The sequence below is a fragment of the Streptomyces sp. ATCC 21386 genome (genome assembly GCF_018728545.1).
Taxonomy (GTDB): Bacteria; Actinomycetota; Actinomycetes; order Streptomycetales; family Streptomycetaceae; genus Streptomyces.
On record NZ_JAAVVL010000001.1, the window covers coordinates 963,873 to 979,443 of the forward strand.

Below are 15,571 nucleotides of genomic sequence, written 5' to 3' on the forward strand. Positions count from 1 at the left end.
CATGGCTCTCCTCAACCAGCGTTATGTGAAACTGCGGTCGAAGGCTCTCACCCCGGAGGACTCCGTGAGCTTGTTGGAGCGACTGCGAGGAACCCTGTGGCTACCGCCGAACTCGCTTGGTTCAAGGCCAGCTACAGCACGGACCAGGGTGACAGCTGCATAGAGGTCGCCCCCACCCCCACCACCGTCCACGTCCGCGACTCCAAGGACACCACCCGTCCCCACCTCGGTCTCGGCCTCGCCGCCTGGGCCGCGTTCGTCGTGCACGCGGCGGCCCAGGCGGACTGAAACCGCGGACTTCAGCTCTCCACGGTCCGGACCTCCGTCCCGCAGTGCAGCCGGCGGTCCGAGCCGACCTCCCGTACCGGGCCCTCCAGCGTCAGCCCCACCCGGTGGCGGATGTCCGTGCTCGACGCGCCCAGGCGCAGTTCCAGGGCGCCCGGTTCCACCACGAGCCGTCCTGAGCGGTCCGTGAAGCACGAGACGTCGGGGTGGAAGCGGAACGTGACACGCGAGGCATCCCCCGGCCCCAACTCCAGCCGCTGATAGGCGATCAGGCGGATGTCGGGACGCGTCACCGAGGCCACCGGGTCGTGCAGGTACAGCTGCACGATCTCCGCGCCCGCCCGCTCACCCGTGTTGCGGACTGTCACCGACACGTCGTGCCCTTCATCCCCGACACCCTCGTCCTCGAAGTCCGTCCACGCGAACGTCGTGTACGAGCGACCGTGTCCGAAGGGGTACAGCGGCGTCGGGTCGATGCTGCTCGCGCCGCCGAGCAGGCCCATGGGCGGCTGGAGGTACGTCCACGGCTGGCCGCCGGGGCGGTCCGGGACGCTGACCGGGAGGCGGCCGGAGGGGGAGATGCGGCCCGACAGCACTCCCGCCACCGACGGGCCGCCCTCCTCCCCGGGGAAGAACGCCTGGACGGTGGCCGCCAGCCGGCCGTTCCAGCGGCCCAGCGCGTAGGGGCGGCCGGTCAGGAGGAGCAGGACCACCGGCGTGCCCGTGGCGACCAGCGCGTCCAGCAGCTTCCCCTGGACGCCCGGCAGCCGGAGGTCCTCCGCGTCGCAGCCCTCGCCGGAGGTGCCACGGCCGAAGAGCGCGGCGCGGTCGCCGAGGACCGCCACGCAGACGTCGGCCTCGGAGGCACGGGCGACCGCCTCGGGGAACCCGTCGGTGTCGGCGCCGTCGACCGTGCTGCCGGCGGCGTACGTGATCTTCGCGTCGGGGAGTTCCGTGCGCAGGGAGTCCAGGACGGTCGGGATCTCGATGCCGAGGGCGGTGCCGGGGTGGGCGGGCAGGACGTGGGACGGGAAGGAGTAGCAGCCCAGCATGGCCAGCGGGTCGTCGGCGCGGGGGCCCACGACCGCGATCCTGAGGTCGGGCGCGAGCGGCAGCACGGCGCCGGGGTTGTCCAGCAGGACCACCGACTCCTCGGCCAGGCGACGGGCCAGGGCGCGGTTGCGCGGGGGGTCCAGGTCGGCGGCGGGGGCGGCCGGCTCGGGGCTCCAGTCCTCGTCCAGAAGGCCCAGTTCGCACTTCTGGAGCAGGACGCGGCGGGCGGCCACGTCCACCAGGGACTCGGGGATCTCGCCCGCCTTCACGGCCTCGATCAGGGGCTCGCCGTAGCAGCGCAGGCTCGGCAGCTCCACGTCGACACCGGCGGCCAGCGCGGCGTGCGCGGCCTCCGCCCGGCTGCCCGCCACCCGGTGGTTGGTCTCCAGGAAGCCGATGCCGAAGTAGTCGGAGACGACCGTGCCGGTGAAGCCCCAGTCGTCGCGGAGGAGTTCCGTGAGCAGGGCCCGGTCGGCCGACACGGGGATGCCGTCGGTCTCCGTGTAGGCCGCCATCACCGAGCGGGCGCCGCCCTCCCGCAGCGCCATCTCGAAGGGCGGCAGGACCACGTCGCCGAACTCGCGGACGCCCGCGCGCACGGGCGCGTGGTTGCGGGCGCCCACCGAGGCGGCGTACCCGGCGAAATGCTTCAGCGTGGCGACGATCCCGGCGGACTCCAGGCCCCGTACGTACGCCGAGCCGATGGTGCCCACCAGGTACGGGTCCTCGCCCACGGTCTCCTCGACCCGTCCCCAGCGCGGGTCGCGGACGACGTCCAGGACGGGGGACAGGCCCTGGTGGACACCGACCGACGCCATGTCGTGGCCGATGTTCCGGGCCATCTCCTCGACGAGCGAGGGGTCGAAGGTCGCGCCCCAGGCGAGGGGGACCGGGTACGCCGTCGCGCGCCAGCTGGTGAAACCGGCCAGGCACTCCTCGTGGGCGACGGCCGGGATGCCGAAACGGCTCGCGGCCATGATGCGGCGCTGGAAGCGGGCCAGCACCTTGGCGCCCTCGGCCGGGTCGAGGGGAGCCGTGCCGAAGACCCGGGTGAGCTGGCCGAGGCCCCGGGTGATCAGCTCGTCGAAGTCGAACGCCTCCGTCATGCCCGCCTCGTCGGGGGCGATGTCCTCGCCGTTCGCGTCGTTCTTCACCCACACGCCGTACAGCTGCGCGGTCTTTTCCTCCAGGGTCATCCTGGAGAGCAGGTCGTCGACCCGGGCCGCTGCGGGCAGGGCCGGGTCACGCCAAGGGGTTGTCATGAAACTCCTTCAGGGGTCGGCGAGTTTCAGAAGGTCGCGGGTGCCGGAGCAGGTGAGTCACTTGCCGCCCACGCCCATCAACCCGCCCACCAGCGCCCGCCGCGCCACCAGGTACACGGCGAAGATCGGGATGCCGGACAGGACGACCGAGGCGAGCAGGGCGGGGATGTTCACGCCGAACTGGCTGACGTAGTTGAACAGTCCGAGGGTGAGGACCCGGGGTCCGTCGGACTGGGTGAAGATCAGTGGGAAGAGGAAGCCGTTCCAGGCCTGGAGCGCCGAGAAGATGACGACCGTGCTGATGCCGCCCTTGGCGAGCGGGATCGTCAGCTGGAAGAGCACCCGCAGCGGGGACGCGCCGTCCAGGGCCATCGCCTCGTACAGGTCCTCGGAGACGTCCCGGAGGGTGCCCACCAGGACCAGGACCGAGACGGGCATCGCGAAGGCCGCCGTCGGGAGGATGACGGCCAGGAGGGTGTCGTAGAGGTCGAGTTTGGCGATCAGCAAATACAACGGGACGACCACTGCCTGGGCCGGGATCGCCACGCCCAGGAGGAACAGGCGGAAGGCGGCGTTCGACCAGCGGTCCCGGGTGCGGACCGCCACGTACGCCAGTGGGATGGACAGGGCCAGGACGATGCCCACGACCGACACCGCGACGATCGCCGTGTTGCTCAGCAGATGGCCGAAGCCGCTGGTGAGGACGGTGTTGTAGTTGTCGAGCGTCGGGTCCGTGGGAGGCTTCAGGGGGTTGCCCGTCAATGCCTTGTCCGCGCCCGTGAGGGAGGCCGACAGCATCGCGTAGATCGGGATCAGGACGACGACCAGCCAGACGAACGCGCCGAGGCCCGCCACCGGGTTGGGCCGCCGGGTCCAGTGCCGTCGGCGCCGGGGTGGCTCCGTGGACGGGCTCCCGTCCGGCTGTCGGGTGCTCGCGGGGCGCGCCAACGTGTCGTGTGACACTCCGTCACATCCCTTCGCGGGTGCTGCGCATGGCGCCGAAGCCGGTCAGCCGGACCAGGACCAGTGAGAGGCCCGTAGCGGCGATGACCAGGAACGACGCGATGGCGCTCGCGTAGCCGAAGTCGTACGTCTTGAAGCCGGCCTCGTACATCAGGTACGGCAGGATCGCGGTGTCCGTGCCGGGGCCGCCCTTGGTGAGGATCAGGACCGTCTCGAAGTAGGTCAGGGAGCCGACGACCATCAGGACCGTGGACGTGGTGATCGTGTGCCGCAGCTGCGGCAGCGTGATCGAGAAGAACTGGCGGTAGCGGCCGGCGCCGTCGATGGCGGCGGCCTGGTAGAGGACCTCGGGGATCTGACGAGCCCCGCCCTGGTAGATCAGGGTGTGGAAGGGGATGAACTGCCAGCCGCCGACGAAGACGATCGCGAGGAACGCGCCGCTCTGCGAGCCCAGGGTGTCCGCCTGGATGATGCCGAAGTTCGGGTCGAGCAGGGCGTAGAACAGGATCGCGATGGCGGTCGAGGAGAGCAGGAACGGCACGAAGAAGATCGCGGAGAGGATCGCGCGGTTGCGCTGCCGGCCCGCCGCCCAGACGCCGAGCAGCAGGGCGATGACCGTCTGGAAGACCCAGCTGGCGACCGTCAGGACGACGGTCAGCCACAGGGACTGGGTCATCCGCGGGTCGTCGAGGAGCTTCTTCCAGTTGTCGAGGCCCACGGGCCGGGGGTCACCGAGGCCGTCCCAGCTGGTGAAGGAGAGGTAGAGGGCGAGGGCCATCGGGACGACCGCGAAGAACGTGAAGAACAGGACACCGGGAAGGGCCCAGGCGGCGTGCGGACGGCCGGCGCGGCTCGCGCGGTGCTCCGGTCCCTTCCGCGCCGCCGGTCCCTTTCCCGGCGTCGGGGCCTTCTCGACCGTGACGGTCACTTGAGCCCCTTGCACGCCGTCACGAACTCGCTCGGCGAGGACTTGCCCGCGAACAGCTTGCCTATCTCCGTGTGCATCTTGGTGCCGATCCCGTCGCCGAGCGCCTGGTCCCAGGAGAGTGTGAAGGCGGGTGCCTTCTGCACCATGTCGTACTGGAACTTCGCGTACTCGGGGTTCGGCGCGGAGGCGAGGAGCGCGGCCGCGTTCGAGGTGGTCGGCACGTCACCGTTGTCGACGAGGGCCTTCGCGTACGCCTCCGAGGCGCAGTCCTTGAGGAAGCCGACGGCCAGGTCCTTGTTCTTCGTACGGGCGTTGATCGACCAGTAGTTGGTGGGGTTGCCGACGACGTTGCGGACGTCGCCCGTGCCGCCCTCGACGGTCGGGAAGGGGGCCCAGCCGAGGTTGCTCTTGGCGAAGTCCGGGAACTTGCCGAGCTGGGTGGAGTACTCCCAGGAGCCCATCAGGTGCATGGCGGCCTTGCCGCGCGCGAAGACCGCGGGGGCGCCGCCGTTGACGTACGACACCGAGGTGAACTTGGAGCCGAAGGCGCCGTCGTCGACGAGTTCCTTGACCAGTTCGGCGGCCCTGAGCATCGCGGGGTCGCCCCAGCCCTCGAAGTCGCCGTCCTGGATGCGCTTGAAGACCTCCGGGCCGCCGAGCCGGTCGACCAGGTACTCCAGCCACATCAGGTTGGGCCACAGGTCGGAGCCGCCGAGGGCGAAGGGGGTGATCCCGGCCTTCTTCAGCTTCGCGTTGTTGTCGAGCAGTTGGTCCCAGGTGGTGGGCGGCTGCAGCTTGTGCTCGGCGAAGACGGACTTGTTGTAGAAGAGGATCACCGGCTGCATGCCGCGCATCGGGATGCCGTAGTGGCGGCCCTTCAGATCGCCGGCCGAGAGGACCGAGGGCAGGAAGCCGTTCTTGAGGACCGGGTCGCCCTCGATGATGTCGGTGAGGTCGACGAGCTTGCCTGCGTCCTCGTACGGCTTGATCGAGCCGCCGCCCCAGTTGAAGAAGATGTCCGGGGCGCCGGGCGAGCCCATCGCCGTGCGGAGCTTGGGGGAGTAGTCGGAGCCGGGGACCTTCTGGAGCTTGATGGTGCCGCCGGCCTTCTTCGCCGCGGCCGACTTGTTGAACCGGTCGACGCTCGCCTGCTGGACCTTCACCGCGTCGTCGCCGTACACGAACGCGGTGAGCGTCTTGCCGTCCCCGCCGCCCGCGCCGCCGCCGGAGCCACAGCCGGTGAGACCGGCGCCCAGCCCGGCGGTGAGCAGCGAGGCGGACCCCGCGCCGAGGAACCAGCGCCTGCTGAACGGCCGGCCGGCCGCGCCGCCTCCGGCGGACCCGTCCACGCCGCTTCCGGTGAACCCGTCCACGCCGCTCCCGGTGGACCCACCTGCGGTCGCCCCGGTGGACCGGCCTCTGCTCGACTCCATGACAGCACCCTTCGCGAATGTTCGGACGTGCGAATGTTTCGGATGTCACTTCGAATGTTCCGGGAACGTATGGCCGTCGAAAGGGTTCGTCAAGGGGTCGCGCAGGGATACGATCCCGCACATGAAGCCCGCGAAGCCTGAGGCAATCCAGACAAGAGCGCGTTCGTCGCAGTCCACGCAGACCGCGACGCTCGCCGAGATCGCCCGCCAGGCCGGCGTCTCGGCTCCGACTGTTTCGAAGGTGCTCAACGGCCGAGCGGACGTCGCGCCCGCGACCCGCACCCGCGTCGAGGACCTGCTGCGCGAGTACGGCTACCGCCGCCGACGCGCCGAGGCGACCCGGTCCCCCCTCATCGACCTGGTCTTCCACGAGCTGGAGAGCGCCTGGGCCATGGAGGTCATCCGGGGCGTGGAGAACATCGCGCGGGAGGAGGGCCTGAGCGTCGTCCTCTCCGAGAGCGCGGGACGGCTCACCCCCGGCCGCACCTGGGCCGACCAGGTCGCGGCCCGGCGCCCGCACGGCGTCGTGCTCGTCCTGTCGGGGCTGGACGAGTCCCAGCGCGCCCTGCTCACCAGCCGCTCCATCCCGTTCGTGGTGATGGACCCGGCGGGCGACCCCGGCGACGACGTGCCATCGATCGGCGCCACCAACTGGCAGGGGGGCCTGGCCGCCACCCGCCACCTCGTCGAACTCGGCCACCGGCGGATCGGCGCCATCAGCGGACCCTCGCGGATGATCTGCAGCCGCGCCCGGGTCGACGGCTACCGGGCCGCCCTGGAGACCGCCGGGCTGCCGGTCGCCGCCGACCTGATCAAGGCCGGGGACTTCCACCACGAGACGGGCTACCGGCTGGGGCTGGACCTGCTGCGCCGCCCGGACCGCCCGACCGCCGTCTTCGCCGGGAACGACCTCCAGGCCCTCGGTCTTTACGAGGCCGCCCGCGAACTGGGCCTGCGCATCCCGGAGGACCTCAGCGTCGTCGGCTTCGACGACCTGCCGGTGGCCCGCTGGGTGGGGCCGCCGCTGACGACCGTGCGCCAGCCCCTGATGGAGATGGCCGAGGCGGCGGCCCGCCTGGTGCTGGACCTGGGCCGCCAGGACGCGGGCCCGTCGGCGGCGACGAGAGTGGAACTGGCGACGAGCCTCGTGGTGCGGAGCAGCACGGCGGTGCCGCCCCTGCAGTCCTGAAAGGGCGGCGAGGCCGCCTTCAGGGACGCGGGGCTGTATCCGCGGGCGGCTCCGCCGTGTGGGCGTGATCAGCCGCGACGAACGGGTCCGGCCGGCCACGAACCGTTCCCGGCGGGCGCGTGTCCGGAAGTTGATGTGTTGACGGCCGAGGCAACCCCCTCCACACTCCTCCGAAGTCAATCGGATGCACCACCGAAACTTTCGGAGGCACCCGCAATGAGACCCTCCCTGAGTGCCGTGCTCACCGGCATGGTGGCACTCGCCGCCTTGTTGGTCACGGCCCCCACCGCCCACGCCGCCGACCCGCCCCTGCGTGACCTGGCCGCCGCCAAGAACAAGGCGATCGGCACCGCGGTGACCGGCTCGAAACTCACCGGCACCTACGGCGAGATCACGGCCCGCGAGTTCAACTGGCTCACCCCCGGCAACGCCATGAAGTGGGGCTCGGTCGAACCCACCCGGGGCACCTTCGACTGGACCGAGGCCGACCGGATCGTCGACTTCGCCGAGGCGCACGGCCAGGACGTGCGCGGCCACACCCTCGTCTGGCACAGCCAGAACCCGAACTGGCTGACCAACGGGACCTGGCCCCCCGCCCAGCTCAGCCAGTTGATGACCGACCACATCGCCCTGGAGGTCGGCCGCTACAAGGGCCGCCTCGCCGCCTGGGACGTGGTCAACGAACCCTTCGACGAGGACGGCACCTACCGCGAGACCCTCTGGTACGACGGCCTCGGCGCCGACTACATCGCCCAGGCCCTGACCGCCGCCCGTGCCGCCGACCCGGCCGCCAAGCTCTACATCAACGACTACAACGTCGAGGGCGTCAACGCGAAGAGCACCGCCCTCTACAACCTGGTCCGGGACCTCAAGGCGCGCGGCGTCCCCATCGACGGGGTCGGCCTCCAGGCCCACCTGATCCTCGGACAGGTCCCCTCCACGCTGCAGCAGAACATCCAGCGCTTCGCCGACCTCGGCCTGGACGTCGCCATCACCGAGCTCGACATCCGTATGCAACTCCCGGCAACCGCCGCCAAGCTGGCGCAGCAGCGCACCGAGTACGACGCCGTGGTGAAGGCCTGCGTCGCCGTGACCCGCTGCACCGGCGTCACCGTCTGGGGTTTCACCGACTCCGACTCCTGGATCCCCGACACGTTCCCGGGCGAGGGAGCGGCCACCCCGTACGACGAGAACTACGTGCCCAAACCGGCGTACTACGGCATCGCGACCGGTCTCGGCGGGACGGGCACCACGCCCCCGCCGACCCCGAACGGCTGCGCGGCCTCGTACAGCGTCGCGAACCAGTGGAACAGCGGCTTCACCGGCAATGTGACCGTCCGTTGCGACGCCGGGTCCTCGCTCTCCTCCTGGCGGGTCACCTGGACGTTCGGGGCGGGGCAGCAGGTCGGCCAGGTCTGGAACGCGAGCTGCGCCCAGACCGGCGCGGCGGTCAGCTGCTCCAACGCCTCCTGGAACGGGAGCGTACCGAGCGGCGGTTCGGCGACCTTCGGCTTCAACGGCACCTGGAGCGGGAGCAATCCCGTGCCGACGGTGACGCTGGGCTGAGCGTGACTGCAGAGGGCTGAGAAGTCTGAGAATTTCCGAAGGAACGGCGGCATGAGGTTCTGTCCGTAACAATTCGGACGTAAGTTCCTGTGCGTGAATGGTGAAGAAAGCGCGTTCGGGGGCGGCAGCGGGGACCCGGGGGGACGGCGGCGCCGGCTGAAGATCGCCGGGGGGCTGCTCGCCGGGATCCTCGTGGTCGGCGCGGGCGGGGCGGGCTGGGCCTTCTGGCGGCTGAACGACAACATCCACAGCGTCGACATCGACGCCGCCCTCGGCGACAACCGCCCCGCGAAGGTCCGCTCCTCCCCGGAGCCGTCCGCGTCGGCCACCACCGAGGCCCCACCGAGCGGCGCCCTGAACATCCTCGTCCTCGGCTCCGACTCCCGCAGCGGCAAGGAGAACGCGAAGCTCGGCGGCGGTGGTGAGGGGGCGGGGGCGCGCTCGGACACGGCGATGGTCGTCCACCTCGACGAGGGCCGCACCGGGGCGACGGTCGTCAGCATTCCCCGGGACACCCTCGTCACCCGCCCGTCCTGCCCGTTGGAGTCGGGCGGTTCGACGGCCGTGGCGTACGACGTGATGTTCAACAGCGCGTACGCGGTCGGCGGTCCGGTCTGCGCGGTGAAGACCGTCGAGTCGATGACGGACGTCCGCATGGACCACTACGTCGAGATCGACTTCGGCGGTTTCGCGAAGCTCGTCGACGCCCTCGGCGGCGTCACGGTCACGACGGAGGAGGACATCGACGACGAGGACAGCCATCTGAGTCTGCGGGCCGGCACCCACCACCTGGACGGCGAGCAGGCCCTCGCCCTGGCCCGCACCCGGCACGGCATCGGCGACGGCAGCGACCTCGGCCGCATCGGCCTCCAGCAGAAACTGGTCAAGGCCCTTCTGGACCAGATCTCCTCGACCGACCTGCTGACCAACCCGGCCCAGCTCTACCGGGCCGCCGACGCGATCACCGGAAGCCTGACGACGGACACCGGCCTGGACTCCCTCACCGAACTGACGAGGCTGGGCGAGAGTGTGCGGGGCCTGTCCTCCGCCGGCACGAGGACCGTGATGATGCCGGTGGTCACGGCCCCGTACGACCGCAACCGGGTGGTGGCGGACGAGCCGGAGGCGAAGCGGCTGTGGGAGTCGCTGCTTCCCTGACGGTCGGGTGGGTTCGGGAGAGCGTGGAGCAGTCGCGGAACCGGCGGGCAGCGGCGGGACCCGGCGAGCCGTCGCCGTACCGGAGTTGTCCGGCCGGAGCGCCGCTCCGGTAGGCGGTGTGCCGGACCCGCGGCATGCCCGTCGGGGGGTGATCTTCCGACTGGCAGATATATTTCGTAGCTCGATATATGCTCGATGCATGACCAGACAGAGTCCGCCTCTGACGGAACCGCAGTACTTCATCCTTGCCGCGCTCATGGATGGTCCGTTGCACGGTTACGGCATCATCAAGGCCGCCGAGCAGGCCACCGACGGGCGGCTCCGGATCGCTGTCGGCACTCTCTACGGCGCGTTGGAGCGGATGGAGCGGGCCGGGCTGGTGGCCGCCGGCCATGAGGAGATCGTGGACGGGCGGGCGCGGCGCTACTACCGGCTCACCGAGGACGGCGCCGAGGTGCTCGGCCGGGAGGCGCTGCGGATGCAGCAGGCGGCGGCCGTCGTCATCGGACGCTCGCGGGACGCCGGAGCGGCCCCGGCATGAACCGTCTGCTGCTTGCGGTCTATCCCGAGCCCTACCGATCCCGACAGGGAGAGGAGGTGCTGGCCTGCCTGTCCGAGGCGTATCCCGGCCGCTCCTGGCCCCCGCCGCGGGAAGTCGCCGCCCTGGTGCGCGCGGGGGCGCGGGCCCGCGCCCGTGCCGTCGTCGACGACACGGCACGGCCGTGGTGGCTGGACGGCATCCATCTGGCCGCCCTGGCCCTCGCCGCGCTGGCGCTGGTTCCGTACTTGCAGGATGTGTGGCACTGGGCCCTGCGCATCGACCCCGGACAGCACGCCATGGCCTTCCGCTTCTCCGGCTGGTACCCGTGGGCCGAAGGCCCCACGCGGATACGGCTGCTGCCCTACGGGCTGCTCCCGCTGGGCTGTCTGATCGCTCTGCTGCGTGGCAGGCCGTGGATCGCGCTGCCGGCCGCGGCGGCCATGATCTGGGCCGGCGCCACGCCCGACGGCCGCATCCTCTTCGGCGACGAGGGCAAGGCCGGCCTGAGTTACTACGGTCTCGGCGCCCCGATAACGGCCCGTGACCTGGTTCTCGCGGGGGTGCTGTGCGCCGCGTGCGCCGTGCTGGCGCTCTGCCGTCCCAGCCGTCTGCGACGCCGCTCGTACGGCTGGCTGGCCCCCGTCGTGCTCGCCATGTTCATGGCCGGGGGCCTGCACATCATCTCCGTCAGTCCGGCTTTCCAGCGCGGTCTGTTCCTCCTCGAAGTCGCCGCGCTGCTCGCCGCGTGGGCGGCGACGGCCGCCACCGGCGACTACCGGTGGCTGATCCCCGTCGCGGCGGTCGCGTTCGTCCGCACGCAGGCGATCGTCGTCCGTCCGGACGCCTTCATGCAGTCCTTTCCGGACCTGGTCGTCCTCATCCTGCTGATCGCACCCCTCCCCGCCCTGGCGATCGCCGCCCAGCGCCGACAGGCGCAGGCCCTCGCCGACTAGGGGCAGACGGCGGGCCCCGGTGGGCCGGCCGAGCCCGGCGGCCCACGTCTTGCCGCGCGACGTGCCGCAAGACGTGCCAACTCCCCCCAACGGAAGAAACAGAGCGATGACCCAGCACGATTCTCCGTCCCTGCCCGCGCACCGTCCGGGGGCCTCGAAACAGGCCCCCGAGGCCCCCGACAGCCTCAGCCCGTCGCGTACGGCACGGCCGTGGATGCCGGCTCTGCTGTACACCCTGGGGTTCCTGACGGTCTATCTGCTCGCCATCTGCACGCCATGGGGGCAACGAGCTGAGAACCCGTGGTTCTACCTCGGCATACAGGGTGGCGAAGCAGCATGGATCTACCCCCTGTCAGGAGCGGTCTACGGCTCGACGCCCCTGCCGCCGCTGGAACTGAGCGCCAAGCCCACCGTGATGGCGGGCCTGGCCGTCATCGTGCTCCTCACCCTGGTGCGACGGTGCTGGCGGCAGGGATGCGCGGCGCTCGGGGTCGCCATTCTCGCGATCGGAGCCAAGGAGGTGTTCAAATCGACCGTGCCCCGCCCCGATCTGGTGGGCGCGCCCGAGAATCTCCTTGATCAGGGTTTTCCCAGCGGGCACACGGTCATCCCCGCCGCGTTCACTCTCGCCGTCGTCCTCGTGGTGTCCCCCCGCGTCCGCCCCTACGTCGCCACGGCCGGTGTGCTGTGGCTCGCCTGCATCGCCGCCGCCACCGCGACCATGGGCGGCCACCGGCCCAGCGAAGTGCTGGGAGCCACCTTGCTCGCCTGTGCCTGTTACGGCCTCGTAACCTGGCTGCTGCCGCCGGCCGACGCGCCAGGCGCCACGCGGAGCCCCCGTGCGCTGCCCGTCATCACCGTGACGCTCGCCTTGGCCGTCGCCCTCGTTTCCGGCGCACGGCCCGACACCCTCACAAGGTCACTGGTCTCCGCGGCGACGGCCTTCATATGCGCGGCCCTGGTCTGGTGCGCCGCAGTCGGGTGGCCTGCACGCGCCGCACGCCGCACACGCCCCGACCTGAGCTGACCACCCGGCCGGCTCCGGGCGGGAACCTGAGCCGCCTTCGTAGGGCCTGACTCCGGTGGCACCCGGATGAGGTTGTTGCACATGCCGTAGCGGCATGTGGTGGGGTCGGGTCATCACAGCACGAAAGGCTCTGTCTGCGATGTACCCCTCTCTCACGCCTCCCCGGCAGGTCAAGATCGGTGATGCCGCCGCGTTCGCCGGGACCACCCCGCGCGCCATCCGGCACTACCACGAGATCGGTCTGCTGCCGGAACCCGAGCGCGGCGGGGACGGCCGCCGCCGCTACGGCTATGACGACATGATTCGCCTGCTGTGGATCCGCAAGATGGCTGATGCCGGTATCAGCCTGGACGACATGCGGGCCGCCTTCGGCGAAGCCCGGGACGAAGCCGGCGACGAAGCCCCGGGCCAGGCCCCGGACCAAGCCCCGCACATCGAGTCGGTCCTGAGCAGGCTGGAGGAAACCTTGGCGGCGCAGGAGGCCGTCATCAAACGTCGCCGCGCGGCTGTCCAGCGCCTGCAGGCGCTGGACAGCCCGCTGGGGCTGCTCTCCGAACTGGTCACGGACCGGCTCGGCCACCTGCCCCCGGGAGCGCTGCGCCCTTCCGATCTGGACGCCCTGCTGGTCACGGAACGGATCTTCGGGCCGCTGGGCGCCGCCATCCAGGCCAGCACGTTCATCGTGCTGGCCACCCACCCCCACCTGCGGGCCGAGGAGGACCGTCTCGAGGCGGCCGAGGCCGCTCTCGACGACGGCGTCGAACCCGACGACCCGCGCGTCGAAGAGCTCGCCGTACAGCGATGCGCTCACCAAATGGCCCTGAACGAAGCCATCGAGGCAGCTGGTCTCGACGCGGCCGAGGAGAAGATCTTCGAGATCTACGACGCCGACCTGAAAGGGGAGGAGGACAGAGAGATGAGTGCCGCCGCAGCGATCACCAAGATGCCCTACGACTTCTCTCCTGCCCGGATGCGCTGCATGGAGCTCGCCGGACGACTCTTCGGCGAGGCCCTGGCCGACGCCTGCTCCGCGGACAGCTGATCGCCTGTGTCCGCTCGTGCACCTGACAGGGATCGCTGAAGCAGGGGTGAAGGGGCCCCCGAGGAGGGGGCGAAAAAACTCTCCGGAAAATCCGTGGGACGTGTCGATCCCGGGTGCGGTCGTTCGACGTAGAGGTGAGAGTCGGGGAAAGCCCCCGCCCGCCGATGTCGTAGGAGTCACCGTGCCGCGCTATCTGTCGTTGGTTCAGATCGACGAGAAGACCGCCCCCGCCGAGGGGCCCAGCCCCGAGCTGATGCAGCGGATGGGGGAGCTGCTGGAGGAGATCACCAAGGCCGGGGTCATGCTCGACACCGCCGGGCTGACGCCGACCGCTCAGGGCAAGAGGGTGCGCTGGGAGGGCGGGAAGCTCTCCGTGACGGACGGGCCGTTCACCGAGTCCAAGGAGGTCGTCGGCGGCTACGCGCTGATGCAGTGCAAGGACATGGCCGAGGCGATCGAGTGGACCCAGCGATTTCTGAAGGTGCACGAGGAGCACTGGACGGTGACCTGCGAGGTGCGGGAGATCGCGGAGGGCTGAGCCGCCCGGCCGAGTTCGTCCGACTGAGCCGGCCGAGTCCGCCCGGCCGAGTCCGGCAGGCGGGGCGGCCGCTTCTCGGGACCCGGGGATGTCGTGTCTGATGGTGGGCTGTGACCCCACAGCCCACCACGGACAGACCGCCCGACCCGGACCCGGGGAGGGGCCGAGCCTCGGAGAGGAACCCGGACACGGCCATCGAGACCGTCTTCCGGCTCGAGTCGCCCAGAGTCATCGCCGGTGTCGCACGGATCGTGCGGGACGTCGGCATCGCGGAGGAACTGGCGCAGGACGCGCTGGTCGCGGCGCTGGAGCAGTGGCCGAGGGACGGCGTGCCGGACAAACCGGGGGCCTGGCTGACGGCCACGGCCAAGCACCGGGCGATCGACCTCGTGCGCCGCCGGGAGCGGTACGCGCGCAAGCTCGCCGAGGTGGGGCGGGACCTGGAGTCGGCGGGACCGTACCTCGATCAGCCGTCCGACCCGGACGACATCGACGACGACTTGCTCCGCCTGGTCTTCACGGCCTGCCACCCGGTGCTGTCCGCCGAGGCCCGCATCGCCCTCACCCTGCGCCTCCTCGGCGGCCTGACCACCACCGAGATCGCCCGCGCCTTCCTGACCCCCGAGCCGACGATCGCCCAGCGCGTCGTCCGCGCCAAGCGCACGCTGGCCACGAAGAACGTCGCCTTCGAGGTGCCGTACGGCCCCGACCGCGAGGCCCGCCTCGACTCGGTGCTCGAAGTCATCTACCTGATCTTCAACGAGGGGTACGCGGCCACCGCCGTCGACGACCTGCTGCGCCCGGCGCTCTGCGAGGACGCCCTCCGACTGGCGCGCGTCCTGGCCCAGTTGATGCCCAAGGAGCCCGAAGTGCACGGCCTGGTGGCGCTGCTGGAGCTTCAGGAGTCGCGGGCGGCGACCCGCACGGGGCCCGCCGGGGAGCCGGTCCTGCTGCGGGACCAGGACCGCCGTCGCTGGAACCGCCTTCTCATCGCCCGGGGCTTCACCGCGCTCGGCCGCGCCACCGCCGCCGCGCACGGCGCACCCGGCCCGTACGCCCTCCAGGCGGCCATCGCCGCGTGCCACGCGCAGGCGCACACCTACGAGGAGACGGACTGGGCGAGGATCGCCACCCTGTACGCCCTGCTGGCAGCCCGAGCCCCGTCGCCCGTGGTCGAACTGAACCGCGCGGTCGCCGTCTCGATGGCAGAGGGGCCCGGCCCCGCCCTGGAGATCGTGGACGCCCTCACCGCCGAACCGGCCCTGCGTGACTACCACTTGCTCCCGAGCGTCCGAGGAGACCTGCTCCGCCGCCTGGGCCGCACGGAGGAGGCCAGAGCGGAGTTCCTGCGAGCGGCGGACCTGACCCGCAACGAACGCGAGCGCGAACTGCTGCTGGCACGGGCGGAGGAAGATGCCCCAGGGGCCGGTGAAGGGGCCGGTGAAGGGGTCTGAGGGGCGGGACGAGGAGTGGGGCGAGCCGTGGTCCCGCCGCGCCCTGAGGGTGCGGGTCGTGCCCGACACGGCCCAGCGTGCGGCTCCTCGGGCCCCTGCGGCTCGTCCCGGCGATCGCGTCGGGCCGCGGCGATGGCCGGGACAGCCGCGCGACCTGCAGCCCCGCAGGCGGCGACGTC

The 15,571-nt window shown here is 71.1% G+C and carries 14 protein-coding genes; 10 read left to right on the forward strand and 4 right to left on the reverse strand.

Features of this window, described 5'->3' with window-relative positions; genetic code table 11:
• The first annotated feature begins 96 nt into the window (after positions 1 to 96).
• Entirely contained in the window at positions 97 to 288 is a 192-nt protein-coding gene (locus GWK25_RS04330) for a DUF397 domain-containing protein (RefSeq protein WP_215448553.1), read from the forward strand.
• Positions 289 to 299: 11 nt separating this feature from the next.
• On the opposite strand, the gene GWK25_RS04335 is transcribed toward GWK25_RS04330, so the two are convergent.
• The 4 genes from GWK25_RS04335 to GWK25_RS04350 are packed head-to-tail and all read right to left on the reverse strand — an operon-like array spanning position 300 to position 5,924.
• Entirely contained in the window at positions 300 to 2,600 is a 2,301-nt protein-coding gene (locus GWK25_RS04335) for a glycoside hydrolase family 3 N-terminal domain-containing protein (protein WP_215448554.1), read from the reverse strand.
• 57 nt (positions 2,601 to 2,657) lie between these two features.
• A complete protein-coding gene (locus GWK25_RS04340) occupies positions 2,658 to 3,563 on the reverse strand; it encodes a carbohydrate ABC transporter permease (protein WP_374105915.1) in 906 nt (301 codons plus the stop codon).
• Positions 3,564 to 3,567: 4 nt separating this feature from the next.
• On the reverse strand, positions 3,568 to 4,491 hold the full coding sequence (locus tag GWK25_RS04345) for a carbohydrate ABC transporter permease (protein ID WP_215448555.1): 924 nt from the start codon (positions 4,489 to 4,491) through the stop codon (positions 3,568 to 3,570).
• A complete protein-coding gene (locus tag GWK25_RS04350) occupies positions 4,488 to 5,924 on the reverse strand; it encodes an ABC transporter substrate-binding protein (RefSeq protein ID WP_251828703.1) in 1,437 nt (478 codons plus the stop codon). The genes GWK25_RS04345 and GWK25_RS04350 overlap by 4 nt, the downstream gene beginning before the upstream one ends.
• A 121-nt stretch (positions 5,925 to 6,045) precedes the next feature.
• Here GWK25_RS04350 and GWK25_RS04355 point away from each other — a divergent pair, with 121 nt between their 5' ends.
• From GWK25_RS04355 to GWK25_RS04395, 9 genes are all read left to right on the forward strand, one after another.
• Positions 6,046 to 7,113 carry a LacI family DNA-binding transcriptional regulator gene (locus tag GWK25_RS04355; protein ID WP_215448556.1) on the forward strand — a complete coding sequence of 356 codons (1,068 nt, stop codon included), beginning with the start codon at positions 6,046 to 6,048 and terminating at the stop codon, positions 7,111 to 7,113.
• Positions 7,114 to 7,329: 216 nt separating this feature from the next.
• A complete protein-coding gene (locus tag GWK25_RS04360) occupies positions 7,330 to 8,679 on the forward strand; it encodes an endo-1,4-beta-xylanase (protein WP_215448557.1) in 1,350 nt (449 codons plus the stop codon).
• Between the two features lie 87 nt (positions 8,680 to 8,766).
• Positions 8,767 to 9,837, forward strand: a complete 1,071-nt coding sequence (locus GWK25_RS04365; RefSeq protein ID WP_374200687.1) for an LCP family protein — start codon at positions 8,767 to 8,769, stop codon at positions 9,835 to 9,837.
• A gap of 199 nt (positions 9,838 to 10,036) precedes the next feature.
• On the forward strand, positions 10,037 to 10,378 hold the full coding sequence (locus tag GWK25_RS04370) for a PadR family transcriptional regulator (RefSeq protein ID WP_215448559.1): 342 nt from the start codon (positions 10,037 to 10,039) through the stop codon (positions 10,376 to 10,378).
• Complete coding sequence (locus GWK25_RS04375; RefSeq protein WP_215448560.1) at positions 10,375 to 11,331, forward strand: hypothetical protein; 957 nt, start codon at positions 10,375 to 10,377, stop codon at positions 11,329 to 11,331. The genes GWK25_RS04370 and GWK25_RS04375 overlap by 4 nt, the downstream gene beginning before the upstream one ends.
• 106 nt (positions 11,332 to 11,437) lie before the next feature.
• Positions 11,438 to 12,358, forward strand: coding sequence for a phosphatase PAP2 family protein (locus GWK25_RS04380; RefSeq protein WP_215448561.1), 921 nt, complete (start codon positions 11,438 to 11,440; stop codon positions 12,356 to 12,358).
• A gap of 139 nt (positions 12,359 to 12,497) precedes the next feature.
• Positions 12,498 to 13,400, forward strand: a complete 903-nt coding sequence (locus tag GWK25_RS04385) for a MerR family transcriptional regulator (RefSeq protein WP_215448562.1) — start codon at positions 12,498 to 12,500, stop codon at positions 13,398 to 13,400.
• A 181-nt stretch (positions 13,401 to 13,581) separates the two neighbouring features.
• Positions 13,582 to 13,938 carry a YciI family protein gene (locus GWK25_RS04390; RefSeq protein ID WP_184904576.1) on the forward strand — a complete coding sequence of 119 codons (357 nt, stop codon included), beginning with the start codon at positions 13,582 to 13,584 and terminating at the stop codon, positions 13,936 to 13,938.
• Positions 13,939 to 14,048: 110 nt separating this feature from the next.
• Positions 14,049 to 15,392, forward strand: coding sequence for an RNA polymerase sigma factor (locus GWK25_RS04395; RefSeq protein WP_374200592.1), 1,344 nt, complete (start codon positions 14,049 to 14,051; stop codon positions 15,390 to 15,392).
• The last annotated feature ends 179 nt before the right edge of the window (positions 15,393 to 15,571 follow it).